The organism is Photobacterium sp. 270122K (genome assembly GCF_059941365.1).
In genome coordinates this window covers 301,622-321,576 of sequence record NZ_JBPOEN010000002.1, presented here as the reverse complement: position 1 = coordinate 321,576, position 19,955 = coordinate 301,622, and the positions used below count along the sequence as shown (strand labels likewise).

Sequence of the window (19,955 nt, the reverse complement as noted above, 5' to 3'; positions counted from 1 at the left end):
ATGAATAAGGGGAGAGCTTATGGCGCATTTTATAGACCGCAGGCTCAACGGTAAAAATAAAAGCACGGTGAATCGCCAGCGCTTTTTACGCCGACATAAACAGCAAATTAAAGAATCCATTGCTGATGCGGTAAATAAGCGTTCGATCACTGATGTGGATAGCGGCGAAGACATTACAATCCCTTCGCGTGATATTCGTGAGCCAAGCTTTCACCAAGGCCGTGGTGGACAACGTGAAGTTGTCCACCCGGGCAATGACCAGTTCTCACCCGGTGACCGTATTGAACGCCCCCAAGGAGGGGGCGGGCAAGGTGGCGCGGGCGAAGGACAGGCCAGCCAAGATGGTGAAGGTCAAGACGAATTCGTGTTCCAAATCTCGAAAGATGAATACCTCGATCTGCTATTTGAAGATCTGGAATTGCCAAATCTCGAGAAAAATCAGCTCAATAAAATTATTGAATGGAAAACCTTCCGTTCAGGCTACAAGTCATCCGGTGTACCGGCCAATATTGCGATTGTGAAATCATTGCAGAATTCTCTCGCACGACGGACGGCCATGACGGCCGCGAAACGCCGTAATCTGAGAGAACTCGAAGCAGCCCTTGATAGGCTGATGAATACGGAGCCCGCACAGCCGTTTGAAGAAGAACGCGTAAAAACAGAAATTCTGTCTTTACGTGAAAAAATCAGCCGTGTGCCGTTTATTGATACGTTTGATTTACGCTACAAAAACTATGAACGCCGTCCACTGCCCACCAGCCAAGCCGTGATGTTCTGCTTGATGGATGTGTCCGGCTCGATGGATCAAGCCACCAAAGATATCGCAAAGCGTTTCTATATTTTGCTGTACCTGTTCCTTAACCGTACCTACAAAAACGTGGACGTGGTGTTTATTCGCCACCACACACAGGCGAAAGAAGTGGATGAACACGAGTTCTTCTATTCGCAAGAAACGGGGGGCACCATTGTCTCCAGTGCATTGCGATTAATGGATGAAATCGTGAAAAAACGTTACTCGCCAGCGGAATGGAATATCTACGCAGCCCAAGCGTCTGATGGGGATAACTGGGCGGATGATTCACCGGGATGCCGAGAATTGCTTAACAAGCAAATTCTCCCTGTTACCCGCTACTACTCGTACATTGAGATCACTCGACGGGCACACCAAACCTTGTGGCGGGAGTATGAAGCACTCCAAGCAGGTCACCGCAATTTTGCGATGCAAAACATAAGGAGCGTGGAAGACATTTTCCCTGTATTCCGGGAGCTATTTAAGAAGCAAGTCAGTTAAGACGCTTTAGGGGGAGTGTGCTATGGAGACAAGCATTAAAACAAAAACACTCAATGATGGTCCTGATTGGACATTCGATCTGTTGGAACAGTATCACCAAGAAATTAAGCGTGTCGCCAACCATTACCGGCTCGACACCTACCCCAACCAGATTGAAGTGATCACGGCAGAACAAATGATGGATGCTTATTCCAGCATTGGGATGCCGATCAACTACCATCATTGGTCGTTCGGTAAACGCTTCATTGAGACTGAGCGCGGTTATAAACACGGCCAAATGGGGCTGGCGTATGAGATCGTCATTAACTCCGATCCTTGTATTGCTTACCTGATGGAAGAGAACACCATTACCATGCAGGCATTGGTCATGGCCCATGCCTGCTACGGCCATAATTCGTTTTTTAAAAGCAATTACTTATTCAAGACATGGACGGATGCCAGCTCCATTGTCGACTATCTGCTTTTTGCCCGTAAATACATCACAGAATGTGAAGAGAAATACGGTGTCGATGATGTCGAGAAACTGCTCGATTCCTGTCACGCCTTGATGAACTATGGGGTCGACCGTTACAAGCGACCACAAAAAATCTCGATGGTAGAAGAGAAAGCGCGACAAAAAGCGCGCGAAGATTACCTGCAAACCCAAGTCAATTCTCTGTGGCGAACCATTCCTGTCCAACAGGAAAAAGAAACCGTGACAGAAGAAGTGCGTTACCCGGCAGAGCCGCAGGAAAACATTCTCTACTTCATCGAGAAACATGCCCCACTGCTTGAACCTTGGCAACGGGAAATTGTGCGTATTGTCCGTAAGGTCAGCCAATATTTCTACCCGCAAAAACAAACGCAGGTGATGAATGAAGGTTGGGCGACTTATTGGCACTACACCATTTTGAATCACCTCTATGATGAAGGCTTGGTGAGTGAGCGTTTCATTATGGAGTTCCTCCACAGTCACACCAACGTGGTGGCACAGCCTGAATATAACAGCCCGTACTACAGCGGGATCAACCCGTATGCACTAGGGTTTGCGATGTTCCAGGATATCCGCCGGATCTGTGAATCTCCTACGGAAGAAGACAAACATTGGTTCCCTGATATTGCAGGGACAAACTGGCTAGATACCTTGCACTTTGCGATGGAGAACTTTAAGGATGAAAGCTTTATCAGCCAATTCCTGTCACCGAAAGTGATCCGGGACTTCAAGCTGTTTGCAGTGAACGACGATGACCGACACAACTATGTGGAAGTCAGTGCTATTCATAACGAAGAAGGGTATCGAGCGATTCGTGAAAAGCTGTCATCACAATACAACCTGAGCAACAACGAACCGAATATCCAAGTGTGGAATGTGGCACTAAAAGGGGATCGCTCACTGACCCTGCGTTATGTCCCACACAATCGGGTACCACTGGCAGATGGGCATCAAGAAGTCTTGAAGCACTTACACCGCTTGTGGGGGTTTGAAGTGACGATGGAAGAAGAACTCGCCGATGGTCGGTCGCAAATCTTAGCGACTTGCCCTTCCCGCACCCAGTACAACACGGATATTTAGACAACGGTAGACACAACAGTTACTGAGACTGAATAAAGACATACCGTCATAATAAAAAAGAGATGCCTTAGCATCTCTTTTTTTTGTGTTGTTCGCAGCCAGTTAATCGCGCTTATTGCTCTTCTTCAAACAAATAGCGTGCGATCTCAATGCGGTTGGCATACCAAATCGCCCCACTCTCGCGGCCGTATTTGCGGATACGGTCAGCAACAAGCTCTGGCTGATGATTACCACAGAACTGCTTCATGTCACGGTAGAAGTCTAACGCCAACTGGCATGCTTCTTTTGACATAAAGTAATAACCACCGACACGGGTATAGATCTTACGCAAACCGTTAATGGTCAACACGTACAGCGTGTTGCCTGATTTCGCCGCCATACCTTGGAACATACGGTAGTCATAGTAGTTGAACGCGCGAGCACGGCAGATCGCTTCGCACAGCTCAGGATCATCTTTACCGTACTTATCGACGATTTTCTTCACTTCTTGCGTCAGTACCACTTTGTCTTCACTGTTTTCAATGAAGTCAGCAAAGCTTTCTGCCGCAATCAGTCGCTCACACGATTCGATCACTTGATCGATCAATGCCGCCGACTCGTCTGCGTTACCTTTCACGGCATAACGCATGTATACACAGCTAATATCGGTACGTGCTGAAAGCAAATCTTCCAACACGCCCTGAACATCCTGTCCATCTAAGGTAATCAGTGTATCAAGAATGCTTAATCCTGACGTGTCCATGTAATTATTTACACGGGTCGGTTTACCGTGTTGAATGGTTAACCAACCGTCACGCGCCAAACGTTGCAACACTTCACGAAGCGTTGTACGTGTTACCCCAATTAGTTCAGACAACTCTCGTTCTGCGGGAAGGATTGAGCCCTGCGGGAAGTGATTATTCCAGATACTCTCAATGATGTATTTCTCAGCAAATGTTGCTGGGCTATCCGCCTTTATTACCATCTGATTAATTTTCCAGTTGCTTCTTGCTCTATTTTTATTAACTCATCATACCACCAGTGTTCACCGATTGCCTACCCAAATGCCAAAAGATGCCGCAGGTCTGACAGTAAACTGACGTCCATTCATATGCATACCGTTGGTCTCTTACTGACATATTGCCTATTCACTGCATTCGAAACACAAGTTTGATAAAGCTCAACGTAATTTGAAATGTGTAAGCATATATTTCAAAACCTGCCTGAAATCTTGTATGTAGCCCGTGTTTTTTGATGAAGTTTCACAATCTTAAATAAGTTCATCGCGAAGCACTTGACTGATCTCGATCTCAAGGTAGAGTGAGCACGTTTTATCATTGGGAGCTGAAAGGATGCTGCTGCCTGCTTTAAGTTAAATGCAATTGCACCGCAGGGTGTTTAGCTTAAAGAGTCTCTAAGAACATTTAACCAGAAAAATAACAAAATGGTTACCTTGCTCTCGGATGACAAGGCAATACTGCGCTCAGCCCTATCTATCCATTGCGTATTTAAGAGACTCAAACACATGGCAATTTCGCTAGGGAACGCCTTTATTAAAAACTTTTTAGGCAAAGCGCCTGATTGGTATAAAGTCGCGATCATCGCCTTTCTGATCATTAACCCCATCGTATTCTTCTTGGTCGATCCTTTTGTAGCTGGCTGGCTACTGGTGATTGAATTCATCTTCACATTGGCAATGGCACTGAAATGCTACCCATTGCAACCAGGTGGTTTATTAGCCATTGAGGCGGTCGCCATTGGCATGACCAGCCCTGATATGGTCAAACACGAAATTGTCGCAAACATTGAAGTACTCTTGCTATTGATCTTCATGGTCGCTGGTATCTACTTCATGAAGCAGCTGCTGCTCTTCATCTTTACCAAGATCTTGATCGGTATTCGTTCAAAAGTGCTGCTGTCATTGGCATTCTGTGTGATGGCGGCCTTCCTGTCTGCTTTCCTTGATGCATTGACCGTTATCGCGGTTGTGATCAGCGTAACCGTTGGCTTCTACAGCATCTACCACAAAGTCGCATCTGGCCAAGAGCCGCATGCCGCGCACGACCATACTTCTGATAGCGATATCCAAGAAGTGAGCCGTGACGACCTTGAAAACTACCGTGCATTCCTACGTAGCCTGCTTATGCACGCGGGTGTGGGTACTGCGTTAGGTGGTGTAATGACCATGGTTGGTGAGCCACAAAACTTGATCATCGCAGACCGTGCAGGTTGGCAGTTCGGCGAATTCATCATTCGTATGGCACCGGTAACCATCCCTGTGTTCTTGTGTGGTATCGCAACGTGTATGCTGGTTGAGAAGTTCAAGATCTGCGGTTACGGTACCGAACTTCCTGAGAATGTACGCCACATTTTGGTTGCTTTCGATAAAGAAGAAAGCAAGACCCGTACTAACTTGGATTACGCTAAGCTGATCATTCAATCTATCATTGCGGTATGGTTGATTGTGGCGCTGGCGATGCACCTTGCTGCCGTTGGTTTGATCGGTCTAACCGTGATTATCTTTGCGACCTCGTTCACCGGTATCACCGAAGAGCACGCACTGGGTAAAGCGTTTGAAGAAGCCCTACCGTTTACCGCGCTATTGGCCGTATTCTTCTCTATCGTTGCCGTTATTATTGACCAGAAGCTGTTTGCCCCTGTTATTCAGATGGTATTGCAGATGGAAGGTAATACCCAGATGACGATGTTCTACTTGGCGAATGGCTTGCTATCGATGGTATCGGATAACGTGTTCGTGGGCACGGTCTACATCAACGAAGTAAAAGCAGCATTGGTGGATGGCGTGATCACACGTGATCAGTTCGACATGCTGGCTGTCGCGATTAACACCGGTACAAACCTGCCGTCTGTTGCGACACCAAACGGTCAGGCTGCGTTCTTGTTTGCCCTAACGTCTGCACTGGCTCCGCTTATCCGCTTGTCTTACGGCCGCATGGTTTACATGGCATTGCCATACACCATCGTGCTGTCACTGGTGGGTCTAGCATGTATTGAATTTACCCTTGTGCCTATGACACAGTGGTTCTACGACATGGGTTGGCTAGAAGCGGCGAAAACCGTTGTGGAAGCCAGTTCACAAGCTGTTGGCCATTAATTGGAATTATTCGTCAGTTTCATTGACTAATAATCAGCTATCCTAAACACAAAGCCCTGACCTATCAGGGCTTTGTACTTTAAGGGGCCACACTACTTTTTGTGACTTTCACATTTACACCTCTCATAAATGACAACGTCATGATTGAGAGCGCGTTACTCAGGAAATCCGTTGATGGAATTTTTATACTCATTTTCAAAAAGCCGCCTGTCATGGCTGATCTTATTCGCCTTCATCATTTTCTTTGAAGGTTGTGCCCTTTTTTTCCAACACGTTATGAAACTTGACCCGTGCGTCATGTGTGTTTACGAACGTGTTGCGATGATGGGGATCGCCATTGCCGCGCTGGTTGGTATGCTTGCACCACAAAACGCCCTGATCCGTTGGGCAGGCTTGATGGGTTGGGGTTACAGTGCTTACCAAGGTTTGGTGCTGTCGACACAACACGTCGGTTACCAGTTCCCGGAGTTTCCGTGGTCAGCCAGCTGTGCGTTGGAGGTGAATTACCCAGCATGGGCACCGCTGGATCAGTGGGTTCCTTGGATGTTCGCGGCGTCAGGTGACTGCGGTAAGATTGTGTGGGAGTTTATGAACCTGACCATGCCACAGTGGTTGGAAGTGATCTTCGCAGCGAACTTAGTCGCGTTGGCCTTGATTGTGATTGCACAGTTATGGGCGCTCAAAAAGGCTAAAGGCTAAGTTCGAGATTCGAGCAGAATGTTAGACAATAAAAAGCGAGACAACGAATAGCTGTCTCGCTTTTTTATGATCTGCCGTCTAACGACACACTTAGCCGTGTCGCGCGTACAGGGCATCTACAATGGGATAATCCGCCGGACACAAGGGGTAATCACGAATGGCATCCAAAGGTACCCACACCGCCGCCTGATGGCTGTGCAGCATGATCTCACCCGACTGCCAGTGTGACAGGAATCCTTTCAAGTGGATCACCTTATCGCCGTAATCAAACACACTGTCCGCCAAAAACGCGCCGGTTTCCGTCTCTATCGCCAACTCTTCCCGCAACTCACGCACTAACGCTTGCTCAGGCGTCTCTCCGACTTCGACCTTACCCCCCGGAAATTCCCATAGCCCGCCTTGGCTAGCATGATCAAACCGTTGCATCAGTAAAAACTGCCCCGCTTTTACGATCACACCCGCGACCACCAGCAGGATCGGTTTCGCCGTGTTCTCACGCTGTATCGCCATGTCAGATGACGGTGCCATCGCGCTTATTGCCCGCAGCACTGCTTGAATTTTTTACCGCTACCGCACACGCAAGCATCGTTACGGCCTGTCTCTTTGTACGGGTTTACCGCTTGTGCGGCTGCACCTTGCTGACATTCGTCTGCCGCCATCACCACTTCAGACAGCATCAATGGCAATTGTGCATACAATGTCTCTGACGCAGGCATACCCGTGACACCGGCTTCCGCCATTTGTGCCAGCGTCGCCTCTTCGTCTACCATCAGCATCAAGGTGGTGATAAATGCAGACAACATACGCATGGTGCCATCAGAGATCGTCTGCTCAGCCCAGTTAGGCTCAATCAATGGCCAGACGGTCAAGAAACCTGCCGCAAACTCGCTCATCTCCGCCGTCAGTGATTGTGTTGTCACCCAGCACAGTTCCTCAGGCAACGCATATTCACCGGCTTTGATGTGGCGATACTGCATTTCAAAGTGATTCAACACCGCCATTTGATCGTCTTTCGCCATGGTGACAGGGGCGTTTTCTTCCACCTCTCCCGTCATCAGCACAGGCAACCAAGCATCAGGGTCTAACGGCTTAGGGTTCGCATTGGCCGCCAACAGCGCCCCTTCAATAAAGGTCGCAGGCATGCCTTCCCACGCGTCAGGCAGTGTCATTAGTTGTGTCATGTTTCCATCTCGTCTCATCGATCAATGCCGCGATTATATACCCAAGTGAGAAAAAAAGGCGATGCCGACCAGTGTGATGACCGGCATGCAGGGCCTGCTATCGGACATGATACTTCGACTAAGTTGTTGCGCTAGCTCAGAGAAATACCGATCAGACGATAAAACGGTTGATGTCATTATCAAAGAATGGCAAAAAAGACACAGTTTCAGGCCAACATGTAGACACAGAGATCAGCATGACGATGCACAACGCGATTATTGCCGGCGCCAGTGGGTTAGTGGGCGACGAGCTCATCCACCTTTTACTTAAACGCGAAGACATTCAACACATTTATGCCCTTGGTCGGCGCGAACTGCCGCTGCACAGCAGCAAACTGCATCAATGCATTCACCCTGAGTTGCACCTTGATCTTGGCCTGAATGAGGGAGAGCTTCCCCTGCCCGCCCCCGATTTTGGTTTTATTTGCCTCGGCACCACCAAAAAACAAGCCGGTAGCCGCCAAGCCCTGGAAGCGGTTGATTACCATTTGGTCAAACACGTTGCTGAACAAATGAAAGCGCACGGGGTGAAACACATTGTGGTGATTTCCAGCCTCTTTGCCAGTCGCCGTTCCCCGTCTCATTACCTGCGCTGTAAAGGCAAGATGGAGCACGCATTGATTGAGATGGGCTTTGAACACTGCATCTTTGTTCGCCCCGGCCCACTCCGCGGTGAGCGCGGGCACCCAAGAAAAGATGAACTGCTGGTACAGAGTATTTTTGACGCGCTACATCCACTGGCTGTCGGGCCGTTATCTAACTTTGATCCAATCCCGGCAGAACAAGTGGCGAAACGCATGATCGAATTAGCATTGGCCGCCACCCGCCGCGAACTGCCAGCGGTTCTCACCCTGTCCGGTCGGATGTTATTAGACAAGCCCGCCGTTACCCTCTAAAATCTCGCACCCAATCAATCACTATTTGGCCATCGGCACATTTTTGCCCACGGCAAAAAGAGAGAACCCATGCGAGTTATTTTAGGCCCAATGGAAGGTGTGCTGGATCACCTGATGCGGGAAATGCTTACTGAGATCAACGACTACGATTTATGCGTCACCGAATTTGTGCGCGTGGTTGATCAGTTACTGCCAAATAGTGTGTTTTACCGCCTGTGCCCCGAGCTACACCAAGGGGGCAAAACCGTTGCGGGTACGCCCGTGCGCGTGCAGTTATTGGGGCAAGATCCTCACTGGCTGGCCGAAAACGCCCACCGTGCGATTCAGTTGGGTTCACCGGGTATTGATATCAACTTTGGCTGTCCGGCAAAATCGGTCAACAAGAGCCGTGGTGGCGCCGTGTTACTGCAAGACCCAGAGCTCATGTACCAAATTGTCAAAGCCGTACGCGAAGCCTCTGACCCTCGCCTGCCCGTCACCGCTAAAGTGCGTTTAGGCTGGGATGATCCGAACCACTGCTTTGAGATTGCCGATGCCGTCGCCCAAGCCGGCGGCGATGAAATCGTCGTACACGCGCGTACCAAAACTGACGGCTACAAAGCGGAAACCATTAAGTGGGATTACATCCGCCAGCTGAAAGAAAAAATCACGATGCCGATCATCGCCAACGGTGAGATCTGGACCTACGAAGACGGCCAGCGTTGCATGGAAGTCACGGGATCAGATGCACTGATGGTGTGTCGCGGGGCAATTAACCTGCCGAACTTAGGCAGCGTGGTGAAACACAACCATGCCCACATGCCTTGGGCGGCGGTGTTAGAGCTACTGCTTAAATACTCCACTTACGAGATCAAAGGCGATAAAGGCCTGTACTACCCGAACCGCATTAAACAATGGTTCGCGTACTTACGCCATGAGTACCCACAAGCCAAAGCCCTGTTTGCCGACATTCGCCAGCACAACAAAGCCGCGCCCATTGTCGCGATTTTGCAGCAAGCACAGGACGACCTAGCAGCTTAAGCCTTCCCCCTCTTCAAACAGCCAAAAGCCCGACACGTTCGGGCTTTTTGTTGTCTGCACGTTAGCATTCATTTATCGCGAATAAACTGAGAAGCATCCTCCATTCACACCCATTGTGACTCACTCCCCGCATCATGTTTTGCTACTCTCCCTGTCTACGTCAGCGAGAATGCAGTGCTGTACTCGTTATGATTTCCATTCACTGGTTCTGGTGTCTATGAGTGACGTATTCTTATTTTATTTTGACCTTTCCGTTATCTTCGTTGGCATCTCATTTTTAATGAGCTGGCTTATTTTTAGCCGCGGTTCAGTCCAATCGATTAAAGATCGTATGGCCTCCGAGGTAGAGCTTTACTGAAGGCGCTTATGCTACTCGTTCATCAATACACTGGCTTTGAAGTCCAAGGTCTTACTCATGAATGAACTCATCTTAATTTTCAAAACCATAGCTAATGCTAATTTTTTAATATGGCTTATTAGTTGGCTTATTTTTATTCGCTGTTCAATTAAATCCATAGAAAAACGCATGGCAGCGGAGGGCGAATTGCCAGCATCATGGGATAGCAACGGGTGGGGATTTCGTTTTTCCATGTACGCCATGGTACTTGTCGCAGGAAAGCCAGCCAAAGTATCCCCCGTCAATGATGCGCTCATTTTAAAGCATGCTACCCGCTTTGATCGCATCATGGCATTTATCTGCGCGGGAAGCCTGATAATTCTGTTAGTCGCAGGAGCACTTATGACCTGGGGGCCAGAAGCTATAAGATTTGACGGTGATATGTAATCACTCCACGCATACAAAAACGGAGGCCATAATGGCCTCCGTTTTTTTATATCTCTATTAACCACTTAACCGACATTAACGATTTGGGTGATTTAGGATGTGGTCTTCCCAATCTATTACGTCGATTTCGTACACGATCTTATCGCGTACAGACTCGTCTGCGGCGTGCATCGCGTCTTTAGAGCCCGTTAGCAGTGGGTGCCACTCAGGGAGGTCTTTGCCTTCCGCCAGCAAGCGGTAGGCACAAGTTTCCGGCAACCACACGAATTCATCAATACGCTCACGGGTTAGCTTCAAGCACTCTTCACCGGACTCAAAACGGTTCGGGTAATCACGGCATGAGCACGTTTGATTGTCGAGCAGGCTACACGCCACATTGGTGTAATAGATATCATCAGTATCGTCATCGATAAGCTTATGCAGGCAGCATTTACCACAACCGTCACAGAGCGCTTCCCACTCATCATCGGTCATTGCTTTCAGATCTTTTTCTTGCCAATAGTGTGTCATCGCGCTGCCTTCTATTACCTCGCCGCTCCAGAATTGCCAGAGCAGTCTCACCTCGAAGGCGGTTTTATAGCCGCCAGCCCTACAAAGTGCAAGCACTTCTGCCGTTCAGAGGGAAATCCCCCCGCTTATGGCGATGGAATAAGAGTCATTACTGTTTACCACCCAGAATGGGCGCTAAATGGCGATATTTTTTGATCCCAATGGGCGACGGTGATAAGTTTCGCAACCGTTCAAATAAGTGTAGGTGAGTTATGGAATGTCGTTTAGGGTGTGGCGCTTGCTGTATCGCCCCGAGTATCTCTTCGGCGATCCCGGGCATGCCCAAGGGGAAACCAGCAGGGGTGCGCTGTGTACAACTCAATGATGAGAATCTGTGCAAAATTTTTGGCAAGCCAGAACGCCCTGCCGTGTGTGGTCAATTTAAAGCGTGTGCAGACCTGTGTGGTAAAACGGCACAACAGGCATTAGATAACATCACAGAACTAGAAAGCATGACCTGAGAGGTCATGCTTCATCTTTTATTGCTTAACGGTTTTCAGGCGGTCATCGCCTATCGTCACTATTCCGCGACTTTACCCGTCAAAATTCTCAGCACTGACTTGGCATGCTCGACGGCCTGATGACCAGAGTGAGTCAGATAGCCACCATCTTCGCTGGTCACTAACCCTTTCGCATATAGACGCTCAGCGGCTGTCACCATCTCAGGGGCGGCATTGCTACGCACTTTGATACCTTCCATATCACTGTGCATTGGGAATTTGATCAATAGGTTCATTTCATGAACTAAGTCTGCGTTATATGGCATGTGTTACTCTCTACTTATCTAACTTAGTGTTAATACTAGCGGGTCACTGTAAGAAAAATAGGTGATGAGATCATGTCCTGTCTAATCACTGAGAGATCAAGATCAAATTTTTGACATAAAAAAACCGCTCCGAAGAGCGGCTTTATTTCTTAATTATCTTATTGTTCAATAATTAAGCTTGAATGCCAACAATCAACCAAGGGGCGTTCGGGGTGCGCAAATCACGCTCAAGGTGCCAAACATCGGTGATGTCTTCTTCGACGCCTTCCGCCTGATCTTTATAACGACCAGAGAACTTAATACTCAGCTGTGCTGTGTTCGCATCGTAGTCTGCACGAACCAGTTCTGCATCCACGTACATCACTTCTGTCTGCTGCTCACCATCAAGCTTATTACGCTCAGCGGCAAGATCATCAAACAATGCAGGGCTAACGTATTCACGAATTTTGCCCAATTCATTGTGGTTCCATGCACCCTGAATAATACGGTAATGCTCACGCGAACCATTCAAGAACGCATTCATGTTAAAGCCAGGAGGCAGATTGAACGGTACATCGCTGTCTGTTGACGCGTAAGACTCCGTGTTCGCCTGCTGACGGAATTGCGCTTGATTACGCTGTGCTTGCTGCTGAGGGGAGTTACCCGCATACGCTTCGCGATGACCCATTGGGGTCGATTTCGTGCTGCGCATTGCTTTGAACAACTTAAAGATAACAAAGGCAATCAAGCCAATGATCAGGATATCCATAAACTGGATACCGTCAAACGCACCGCCAAAGAAGGCCGCAAGAAGACCACCCGCCAATAGACCGCCTAACAAGCCGCCCATCAAACCTTTTTTGCTCGAACCGGCTTGTTTCGCACCCGGCTGTTGCTGCTGTTTCAATGTGTCCGTTTGCTGGGGTTGCTGCTTTTTCACTGGCGCTGTTTTAAAGCTTTTGCCAAATGATTTACCGCCACCAAATTTCTTAGCCTCAACATGCGGTGACACGAAGGACACCGTCAAAATCAGGGCAAATATTGTGAAGATGCGTTTCATTTCAAGAAATACCTTTGCCTCATAGTAGAGCTTGCATCGTAGCGGCCTGCTGCTGAATGTCAACTAAACCCCATAAAGCAAATTGTTACTATTCTTAATAATGATAGATCCGCCTCCTTTTCATTCAGCCGCACACAGGGGCTGTCTCGATCGCATCAGGCTTGCAAACCATTCTTACTCTGTGCAATTCTCTTTCTCCCCCTTAGGCTTTGCCGCCTATACTAGGAGTCATTCATGCTCCTCGATCACCACGTGAAGAAGGCAACAGCGACATGCAAGATACACACAGCAAATTGATTGGCTATTTATTATGGATTTTTGGTTTCACCGGCGCACACCGCTTTTACTACGGTAAACCCGTAACCGGGACGATATGGTTTTTTACCCTCGGCCTGCTGGGTATTGGCTGGTTGATTGACTTGTTTTTGATCCCATCCATGGATCGCGAAGCCGATTTACGCTTTACTGCCGGCGAGACAGACTACACAGTGGGCTGGCTGTTACTGACCTTCCTGGGGGTCTTTGGCCTACACCGCATGTATATGGGGAAATGGCTAACTGGGATTTTATACCTGTGCACTTTCGGCCTGTGTCTGGTCGGTGTGCTGTATGATTTCTGGACGCTCAATGAACAGATTTCAATGAAAAACCGCACAGATCAACGTCATGCTTCTTAAGGCACTTTGACGCCCATTTATCCGGTGCGCGAGCGGGGAGCGGCAAGGCACTCCGCTCGATCTATCACACACAGGAACCCGCTATATGACGGTGTTCACAACTTGCCAAATAAACAGGCAAAACCCGAAGACTCCACCGTGAAAAGCAGTTGATCAAATGGTACACCGATCTAAAATATTGAACGTTGTTCTATAATATTTACTTTTACGATACAAAGTGATAGCTAAACTTTGCCTGTTAAGGTAAAAGGAAAGGCTGTCGTTGCTACGAGCAGCACATATGCAAACAATAATAAAATAATTCGATCATAGAGTAACCTTCCATGGCAAGACGCAATGACCATACTCGTGAAGAGTTGGTAAGTATGACACTGGAGCAAGTCAAAAACTTTCTCGCAGATCACCCACATCATGAACTTAGCCTGCGCAAAGTTGCCGCAATGATTGGCTATGTACCCAGCACACTCGTCAATGTTTTTGGCAATTACAATCTGCTGCTTTTACACGCGGTTGCGCAAACGCTGGATGAATTATTCGTACAAGCTGAAATCGAAATGGTGAGCGCCCAATCACCAGAAGATGCACTACGTAAGCTAGCCTACTGCTATTTGACTTTTGCGATGGAAAACCCTTATCGCTGGCAGCTGATTTTCCAACACACCATGAACGGTGAAGAGCTGCCTGAATGGCAAACCGAGCGCATCAATGGGATGACAGGCATGCTGGAAACCTTGATTGGGCAAATCAACCCACAGCAGAGTGAAAGTGACGTACTGGAAGCCAGTCGCGTATTGTGGGCTGGTGTACACGGTATTACGCTGCTGACGGTGGATGATAAGCTGTTCACGGCCACACCGGTTAATGGCAAAGCCTTGATCGACAACCTGCTCAATACTTACTTGAATGCATGGAAAGCATGATCATTCGTGCAGCTAAGCGATTTGCCTTCACGCTATCACACCCTTTGTTCGCTTAGCGGTACACGTATCACTGCTGTTCTTGTAATAGCAGTGATACCGCCTTCCCCTCCAACTGATCAGGTACATCACTGGCAAAAATAACAGGACAATAAGGTAACTAACATGTCACGGAAGTCACAATCCCACCTACTCACGACTCGACGTTTTTTACCCTACTTTTTGACCCAAGCATGCGGGGCGTTCAACGATAACGTCTACAAGAACGTACTGTTGATCTTCATTGCTTTTGCCGCGCCCAATACCTTGCCGTTTGACAGTGATTTGATCATCAACCTCGCCGCTGGCTTATTTATTTTGCCGTTTTTCCTTTTTTCAGCGACCGCTGGGGTGTTATCGGATAAATACGATAAAGCCAGTATCATGCGAAAAGTGAAGCTCGCTGAAATCGTGATCATGTCACTGGCAGCTGTCGCGTTTATCTATGAAAGTTATGTGGCCCTGCTGATCCTGCTGTTTTTAATGGGCACGCAGTCGGCATTTTTCGGCCCGGCAAAATACGCCTTACTCCCCCAGCACCTAAAAAAAGAAGAGTTAGTTTCAGGCAATGCATTGGTAGAAACCGGCACATTCTTGGCCATTTTGATCGGCACCTTATTGGCGGGCGTGATTGCCAACCAAGCACAGGCGACCTACTTGGCCGCCGCCAGTGTGGTGATTTTCTCCGTTATCGGTTATTTATGTTCTCGCCATATTCCCGACGCCACTGCGAGCGACCCGACCCTGACCTTCAAATGGCAACCGGTCCGACAAACCCGCCGCACCTTGGCGATTGCCCGTAAAGACAAAACCATTTTTCAGTGCGTGATGGGGATCAGCTGGTTCTGGTTCTTAGGCGCGTGCTACCTCACGCAATTGCCGAATTTTGCCAAGCTGTATCTCGGTGGCAATGCGGCGGCGGTGTCTTTCTTGCTGACGCTTTTTTCTATCGGCATCGCGATAGGCTCGCTGTTGTGTGATCGCCTGTCCAACCACCGCATTGAACCGGGTATCGTTCCACTGGGCAGCTTGGGGATCACTCTGTTCAGTGCTGGCTTGATGTTCACTACCCCTGCAAGCACGCCTGAAACGCTCACTATCATTGCATTCATCACTCACACTGCCCTATGGCCGGTATTCATCAGTTTGACCTTGCTGGGTGTCTCTGGCGGGATTTTCATTGTGCCGCTGTATGCCTTGATGCAGCAACGTGCGCCAGAAAGCGAACGCGCACAGATCATTGCCGCCAATAATATCTGGAATGCCATTTTCATGGTCGGCAGTGCCATCAGTGCCATCCTTTTGCTGTCGGTTCTGGGGCTGTCGATCCCAACCTTCTTCCTGATCTTAGCGGTGTTGAATTTACTGGTGGTGGTGTACATCTACATTCAGGTACCGGATTTCTTCTGGCGCTTTTTGGTATGGCTGGTTGGTCACACCTTGTATCGCGTCAAACATCAGGGCTTAGACAATATTCCGACCAAAGGGGGCGCACTGGTGATCTGTAACCATGTCAGTTACATGGATGCGCTGTTATTGGCCGGTGCTTGTCCGCGCCCTATTCGCTTTTTGATGGATGGCGATATTTATAAACTGCCACTGATCAACAGTTTTTGTCGTGCCTGTAAGGTGATCCCCGTGCATGCGACCGACAAAAAATCGGTGCTGAAATCCTTTATTGATGTCAGTAAATACCTTGAGCAAGGCGATGTGGTGTGTGTGTTCCCTGAAGGCCAATTAACCAAAGATGGGAATATAGGGCCCTTCATGCGTGGGATTGATTTGATCATCAAACGCTCACCGGTGCCAGTGGTCCCAATGGCATTACAAGGACTGTGGGGCAGCTACTTCAGCCATGAAGGGGGCAATGCCTTATTCAAGTGGCCAAAACGCTGTTGGTCTAAGGTCACTATCATCGCCGATACCCCGCTGGCACCCGAGGAAACCAACAGCGTGATGCTACGTGAAAAAGTACAGGCACTGCGCGGTGAGTACCGATAGCGCCAATGCCGGTAAGCGTGGTGATGACGGTGATGGAAAAACTGTATTGATCGGGACAAGCCGCACATAAAAAAAACGAGAGGCCATGGCCTCTCGCTTTTTATTGGGTCTGTGCCGTCAGACTAAACGTTCAACAAGGCCTTGTTGCAACCACTGCGCTAAACGTACCCGCGACACTTTGATCCCACTGGCCAACACATCTTGCGGTAACACAAAGTAGTCAACTGGTCGGCGGTAAGCGGCCACTTGCTCGCGCATGTAAGCCACCAGCAGTTCGCGTGGGTTCGCCACGTGTGCCGTCTCTGACAGCGCGACAATGGCCACCGGACGCTGACCAAATTCCGCATCCTCAACCGGCAGCACAAACGCTTGCGTGATCGCCGTATGGGCTAACAGCACACGCTCAATGTCTTCCGGTTGCACATTCTCGCCGCCCGAAATAAACATATTGTCAACGCGCCCGCCAATGTGCAGTTCTTCATCCTGCCAGTATCCCGTATCTTTCGTGGCAAACCACGCTTGATCGCTCACGGGAAAGACGGTTTTATTGCGGTAATAGCCTAAGCATAAGGTCGCCCCTTTTACCCACACTTCACCGTCGTGCAGCATCACTTCACGATTGGGTAGCACGGCTCCCACACCTGCACTGGCGTTGGCTTTTTTAACGGTCACGGTCGAGGCCATTTCTGTCATGCCATAACCACACCAACACTCAATGCCACGTTCACGCGCGGCATCGGTCAGGCTGACGGGGATCACCGCGCCCCCCAACAGCACCTGTTTCAGAGGCAAGGAAGCAACCACTTCACTGTCGAACGCCCTATCAAGTACGCGCTGTAATTGCGTGGGCACCAATGAAGCATGGGTTACCTGTGTCAGTTTTTGTTCCATGTGTTCCGGTTCGCACACGACCAACTGCGCACCGCGATACAACCAACGCCACACAATCGCCATGCCCGAGATATGGAAAAGCGGCAATGACAGCAACCAACTATCATCTTGCTCAAACGGTAACCAAGCCAACAAACCCGCCGCACTGGCCAGATGGGTTAAACCTGAATGCACCACGGCTTTAGGTTGTCCAGTGGAACCCGATGTTAACGTGAGCGTGACCGCGCGCGAAGGTTGCCACGTCACCGGCACCAAACGCGGTTGTGCCGCCGGTTGTAGCTTCAGACGCGGCACTGACACATCGACGCCCGTCAGCGGATCAGTATCGTCGGGATACCACACTGCATCACAGGCTAACTGCGCCAGTTGTGCATCTAATTCCGGTGCACTGGCGCGGGGGTTTAAGCCGACAAAGCGAGCCCCCACACGCATGGTCGCCAATAACAGCCCAAGCAGAGCTAACCCATTGGGCGCAATCGCCGCAATCAGTTGGTCCCGCTTGATGCCTTGTTCCAGTAGCCCTTGCGCATACACATCCACTTGCGTGGCCAATGTCGCCCATGAGATCGACTGATCCGCCCATTCAATCGCAACGGCATCCGGCCGCTCTGCCGCCCAATGCTGCCACGGCCATGTGACAAAAGGCGCTGAGATTACGTCTGCCATGCCTTATTGTTGCCACACAACCGTCAAGCTATCCAACGTGGTCACTGGCAACGTGCAACCCGGCCATGGGTGTTCCAATTGCATCTGGAACAACTGCATGGTGTCTAACCCCGGGATCACGTCGGGTGTCTGCCAAGCGGCAAAACGCGCCAACTGGTTCAAGCCTAAGCTCGATTCCATGCTTGAGCTGATCACCGCAGTTAAGCCAGCGGCATGGGCTTGCTCAACCAATTCCACACAACGCTGTACCGAACCAATCAAGGTCGGCTTGATCACAATCGCCACCACACCCGGCTCCGCTTTCACTTCAAAACCGTCATCACGCACGGTTTCATCCCACGCAATGTTAATACCGGTTTCAGCGGCAAACGCCAAGCTGTCAGCCGGTGTCATGCACGGCTCTTCCAAGAAAGCGATCCCGCTGCGGTGTTCAGGTTTCACGTATTTCGCAAACTGCTGGGCTTTCAACGGGGTCCAACGGCGATTGGCATCTAAACGAAGACGGATCCCCGGAATAGATTCAATGAACATGTCTGCCACCATGCCATCACGCACCGCTTCATACATGCCCACTTTAATTTTGGCCACTTTCTCGCCCGGCATGTCATTGAGTGCCACGACCAAATCATCCGGATCGCCCGAACACAGTGGCGCCACTTGGTAATTGCCTTCAACGGGTAAACCACCTTGCAGCTCTAACTCTGCCATGCTCAAACCAAACGCGACCGATGGCAGCGCATCGCTAAGGCCAAAACAGCCCGTGTCTACCCATTGTGCCAATCGTTGCTGCGCCTGCTCACCGGCTTGAGCGGCATCTTCTTGGCTAAACTCAGGCAACGGCGCAATTTCGCCGTACGCCACACGCTCACCATCGTGCAACTCCACAATCCAACCATCACGGTTAACCAATCGTTGATCACGCAAGATCACGCCAGAATCCATCGGAAGCTGATATTGGTACAGTTTTGCACTACGCATGTTAACAATCCACCTTGCTAAATCTTGAATCACATCATGTGACATAAATAATGTTCTACGGCCTTGGCAAACGCCAGTGGTTGTTCCACGTGCACGTTATGTCCAGCCCCTGCAATCACAGACACCGTTAACCCAGAACGGGTGGCAAGATCCGTAAACTTTGTGTCTTTCTCACCGCAAAGATAATGCACCGAAGGATACCGTTCGGTCAGTGGTGGCAGTAAGAAAGGTTGCTTGGCCAACGAGGTGGCCAAGAGCATGTGCGCGACAGCAGCCCCTTGGTTAGCACTGCGTTTCTGCACTAACTGTTGGCGTTGCTCTGCTGTCAAAGAAGAAAAGACCGGTTGTTGATACCAATCGGACAACACCGTTGTCAGCGGCTCCTGCGTTAAACGCTGTGCCCAGCGCGAATCATGGGCGAAACGCACGGCACGCTCCTCTTCCGGCAAACCGAAATGGCCACCTTCCAGCACCATGCCCACAAGCCGTGGCGATGACACCGCAGGGCGCATTGCGGATACCGAAGAGGATACCGCAGAATCTGTTGCATCATTGAATGTACAGACAGAAGACCGTAAATAGCAGCACGCGTGATACATGGCGACGCGCGCCCCGAGCGAATAACCGACCAAAACATAGTCCGTCACGCCACGATGGCGCAAGGTGACCTGAAGGCTTGCTGCGGTTTGCTCAAAATCATCCGCCCATTGGTGACGGCTGTGCCCGTGCCCGGGTAAATCCACCGTCAGGCAACGGTGACGAGGGGCAAGGTGATCCACCACGCTTTGCCAATCCCGCCCCGAGCCTAACAGGCCGTGCAGAAAGACCAGCGTGGGCTGATCGGCATTCAGCTGACTATCATCAATGCATTGATCA

At 49.7% G+C, this 19,955-nt stretch carries 20 protein-coding genes; 11 read left to right on the top strand and 9 right to left on the bottom strand.

Annotated features, from left to right (window positions below):
• Positions 1–19 precede the first annotated feature (19 nt).
• Positions 20–1,291 carry a YeaH/YhbH family protein gene (locus ACSF8W_RS04645; RefSeq protein ID WP_500845471.1) on the top strand — a complete coding sequence of 424 codons (1,272 nt, stop codon included), beginning with the start codon at positions 20–22 and terminating at the stop codon, positions 1,289–1,291.
• A gap of 22 nt (positions 1,292–1,313) precedes the next feature.
• Positions 1,314–2,843 (top strand): SpoVR family protein, encoded by a 1,530-nt coding sequence (locus ACSF8W_RS04640; protein WP_500845469.1) that lies wholly within the window; start codon positions 1,314–1,316, stop codon positions 2,841–2,843.
• Positions 2,844–2,955: 112 nt separating this feature from the next.
• On the opposite strand, the gene fadR is transcribed toward ACSF8W_RS04640, so the two are convergent.
• Positions 2,956–3,807, bottom strand: a complete 852-nt coding sequence (fadR, locus tag ACSF8W_RS04635; protein WP_500845467.1) for a fatty acid metabolism transcriptional regulator FadR — start codon at positions 3,805–3,807, stop codon at positions 2,956–2,958.
• A 540-nt stretch (positions 3,808–4,347) separates the two neighbouring features.
• Here fadR and nhaB point away from each other — a divergent pair.
• A complete protein-coding gene (gene nhaB / locus ACSF8W_RS04630; protein WP_500845465.1) occupies positions 4,348–5,937 on the top strand; it encodes a Na(+)/H(+) antiporter NhaB in 1,590 nt (529 codons plus the stop codon).
• Between the two features lie 174 nt (positions 5,938–6,111).
• Positions 6,112–6,636, top strand: a complete 525-nt coding sequence (gene dsbB / locus ACSF8W_RS04625) for a disulfide bond formation protein DsbB (protein ID WP_500845463.1) — start codon at positions 6,112–6,114, stop codon at positions 6,634–6,636.
• 90 nt (positions 6,637–6,726) lie between these two features.
• On the opposite strand, the gene ACSF8W_RS04620 is transcribed toward dsbB, so the two are convergent.
• Positions 6,727–7,164: a (deoxy)nucleoside triphosphate pyrophosphohydrolase gene (locus tag ACSF8W_RS04620; protein WP_500845461.1), complete on the bottom strand. Its 438-nt coding sequence runs from the start codon at positions 7,162–7,164 to the stop codon at positions 6,727–6,729.
• A gap of 5 nt (positions 7,165–7,169) precedes the next feature.
• On the bottom strand, positions 7,170–7,817 hold the full coding sequence (locus ACSF8W_RS04615) for a YecA family protein (RefSeq protein WP_500845459.1): 648 nt from the start codon (positions 7,815–7,817) through the stop codon (positions 7,170–7,172).
• 236 nt (positions 7,818–8,053) lie between these two features.
• Between ACSF8W_RS04615 and ACSF8W_RS04610 the strand changes: the two genes are divergently transcribed.
• The 3 genes from ACSF8W_RS04610 (at position 8,054) to ACSF8W_RS04600 (ending at position 10,556) form a co-directional block, all read left to right on the top strand.
• On the top strand, positions 8,054–8,752 hold the full coding sequence (locus ACSF8W_RS04610; RefSeq protein ID WP_500845457.1) for an NAD(P)H-binding protein: 699 nt from the start codon (positions 8,054–8,056) through the stop codon (positions 8,750–8,752).
• 69 nt (positions 8,753–8,821) lie between these two features.
• Entirely contained in the window at positions 8,822–9,772 is a 951-nt protein-coding gene (dusC, locus tag ACSF8W_RS04605) for a tRNA dihydrouridine(16) synthase DusC (protein WP_500845455.1), read from the top strand.
• A 415-nt stretch (positions 9,773–10,187) separates the two neighbouring features.
• Positions 10,188–10,556, top strand: a complete 369-nt coding sequence (locus ACSF8W_RS04600) for a hypothetical protein (protein ID WP_500845453.1) — start codon at positions 10,188–10,190, stop codon at positions 10,554–10,556.
• 75 nt (positions 10,557–10,631) lie between these two features.
• On the opposite strand, the gene ACSF8W_RS04595 is transcribed toward ACSF8W_RS04600, so the two are convergent.
• Complete coding sequence (locus ACSF8W_RS04595) at positions 10,632–11,066, bottom strand: YcgN family cysteine cluster protein (protein ID WP_500845451.1); 435 nt, start codon at positions 11,064–11,066, stop codon at positions 10,632–10,634.
• A gap of 251 nt (positions 11,067–11,317) precedes the next feature.
• On the opposite strand from ACSF8W_RS04595, the gene ACSF8W_RS04590 reads away from it, so the two are divergent.
• Entirely contained in the window at positions 11,318–11,566 is a 249-nt protein-coding gene (locus ACSF8W_RS04590) for a YkgJ family cysteine cluster protein (protein WP_428476925.1), read from the top strand.
• A 59-nt stretch (positions 11,567–11,625) separates the two neighbouring features.
• On the opposite strand, the gene ACSF8W_RS04585 is transcribed toward ACSF8W_RS04590, so the two are convergent.
• Both ACSF8W_RS04585 and ACSF8W_RS04580 read right to left on the bottom strand, forming a co-directional pair.
• Positions 11,626–11,871, bottom strand: a complete 246-nt coding sequence (locus ACSF8W_RS04585) for a TIGR02647 family protein (RefSeq protein ID WP_500845449.1) — start codon at positions 11,869–11,871, stop codon at positions 11,626–11,628.
• Positions 11,872–12,043: 172 nt separating this feature from the next.
• Positions 12,044–12,910 (bottom strand): Tim44 domain-containing protein, encoded by an 867-nt coding sequence (locus ACSF8W_RS04580; protein WP_500845447.1) that lies wholly within the window; start codon positions 12,908–12,910, stop codon positions 12,044–12,046.
• A 272-nt stretch (positions 12,911–13,182) separates the two neighbouring features.
• Here ACSF8W_RS04580 and ACSF8W_RS04575 point away from each other — a divergent pair, with 272 nt between their 5' ends.
• The 3 genes from ACSF8W_RS04575 to ACSF8W_RS04565 all read left to right on the top strand — a co-directional run bounded on the left by ACSF8W_RS04575 (position 13,183) and on the right by ACSF8W_RS04565 (position 16,544).
• Positions 13,183–13,587 carry an NINE protein gene (locus ACSF8W_RS04575; RefSeq protein ID WP_500845445.1) on the top strand — a complete coding sequence of 135 codons (405 nt, stop codon included), beginning with the start codon at positions 13,183–13,185 and terminating at the stop codon, positions 13,585–13,587.
• A gap of 323 nt (positions 13,588–13,910) precedes the next feature.
• Positions 13,911–14,507 carry a TetR/AcrR family transcriptional regulator gene (locus ACSF8W_RS04570; RefSeq protein WP_500845443.1) on the top strand — a complete coding sequence of 199 codons (597 nt, stop codon included), beginning with the start codon at positions 13,911–13,913 and terminating at the stop codon, positions 14,505–14,507.
• A gap of 162 nt (positions 14,508–14,669) precedes the next feature.
• Positions 14,670–16,544 (top strand): MFS transporter, encoded by a 1,875-nt coding sequence (locus ACSF8W_RS04565; protein ID WP_500845441.1) that lies wholly within the window; start codon positions 14,670–14,672, stop codon positions 16,542–16,544.
• Positions 16,545–16,661: 117 nt separating this feature from the next.
• Here ACSF8W_RS04565 and menE read toward each other — a convergent pair whose 3' ends face one another.
• From menE to menH, 3 genes are read right to left on the bottom strand one after another with little or no spacing between them, the layout of a single operon-like run.
• Positions 16,662–18,101 carry an o-succinylbenzoate--CoA ligase gene (gene menE, locus ACSF8W_RS04560; protein WP_500845439.1) on the bottom strand — a complete coding sequence of 480 codons (1,440 nt, stop codon included), beginning with the start codon at positions 18,099–18,101 and terminating at the stop codon, positions 16,662–16,664.
• Between the two features lie 3 nt (positions 18,102–18,104).
• A complete protein-coding gene (gene menC, locus ACSF8W_RS04555) occupies positions 18,105–19,079 on the bottom strand; it encodes an o-succinylbenzoate synthase (RefSeq protein ID WP_500845437.1) in 975 nt (324 codons plus the stop codon).
• Between the two features lie 29 nt (positions 19,080–19,108).
• Positions 19,109–19,945, bottom strand: a complete 837-nt coding sequence (gene menH / locus ACSF8W_RS04550; RefSeq protein ID WP_500845918.1) for a 2-succinyl-6-hydroxy-2,4-cyclohexadiene-1-carboxylate synthase — start codon at positions 19,943–19,945, stop codon at positions 19,109–19,111.
• Positions 19,946–19,955 lie beyond the last annotated feature (10 nt).

Coding starts and splice junctions, on each gene's coding strand:
- ACSF8W_RS04645 (WP_500845471.1), top strand. CDS start 20: ATGGCGCATTTTATAGACCGCAGGCTCAACGGTAAAAATAAAAGCACG.
- ACSF8W_RS04640 (WP_500845469.1), top strand. CDS start 1,314: ATGGAGACAAGCATTAAAACAAAAACACTCAATGATGGTCCTGATTGG.
- fadR (WP_500845467.1), bottom strand. CDS start 3,807: ATGGTAATAAAGGCGGATAGCCCAGCAACATTTGCTGAGAAATACATC.
- nhaB (WP_500845465.1), top strand. CDS start 4,348: ATGGCAATTTCGCTAGGGAACGCCTTTATTAAAAACTTTTTAGGCAAA.
- dsbB (WP_500845463.1), top strand. CDS start 6,112: ATGGAATTTTTATACTCATTTTCAAAAAGCCGCCTGTCATGGCTGATC.
- ACSF8W_RS04620 (WP_500845461.1), bottom strand. CDS start 7,164: ATGGCACCGTCATCTGACATGGCGATACAGCGTGAGAACACGGCGAAA.
- ACSF8W_RS04615 (WP_500845459.1), bottom strand. CDS start 7,817: ATGACACAACTAATGACACTGCCTGACGCGTGGGAAGGCATGCCTGCG.
- ACSF8W_RS04610 (WP_500845457.1), top strand. CDS start 8,054: ATGACGATGCACAACGCGATTATTGCCGGCGCCAGTGGGTTAGTGGGC.
- dusC (WP_500845455.1), top strand. CDS start 8,822: ATGCGAGTTATTTTAGGCCCAATGGAAGGTGTGCTGGATCACCTGATG.
- ACSF8W_RS04600 (WP_500845453.1), top strand. CDS start 10,188: ATGAATGAACTCATCTTAATTTTCAAAACCATAGCTAATGCTAATTTT.
- ACSF8W_RS04595 (WP_500845451.1), bottom strand. CDS start 11,066: ATGACACACTATTGGCAAGAAAAAGATCTGAAAGCAATGACCGATGAT.
- ACSF8W_RS04590 (WP_428476925.1), top strand. CDS start 11,318: ATGGAATGTCGTTTAGGGTGTGGCGCTTGCTGTATCGCCCCGAGTATC.
- ACSF8W_RS04585 (WP_500845449.1), bottom strand. CDS start 11,871: ATGCCATATAACGCAGACTTAGTTCATGAAATGAACCTATTGATCAAA.
- ACSF8W_RS04580 (WP_500845447.1), bottom strand. CDS start 12,910: ATGAAACGCATCTTCACAATATTTGCCCTGATTTTGACGGTGTCCTTC.
- ACSF8W_RS04575 (WP_500845445.1), top strand. CDS start 13,183: ATGCAAGATACACACAGCAAATTGATTGGCTATTTATTATGGATTTTT.
- ACSF8W_RS04570 (WP_500845443.1), top strand. CDS start 13,911: ATGGCAAGACGCAATGACCATACTCGTGAAGAGTTGGTAAGTATGACA.
- ACSF8W_RS04565 (WP_500845441.1), top strand. CDS start 14,670: ATGTCACGGAAGTCACAATCCCACCTACTCACGACTCGACGTTTTTTA.
- menE (WP_500845439.1), bottom strand. CDS start 18,101: ATGGCAGACGTAATCTCAGCGCCTTTTGTCACATGGCCGTGGCAGCAT.
- menC (WP_500845437.1), bottom strand. CDS start 19,079: ATGCGTAGTGCAAAACTGTACCAATATCAGCTTCCGATGGATTCTGGC.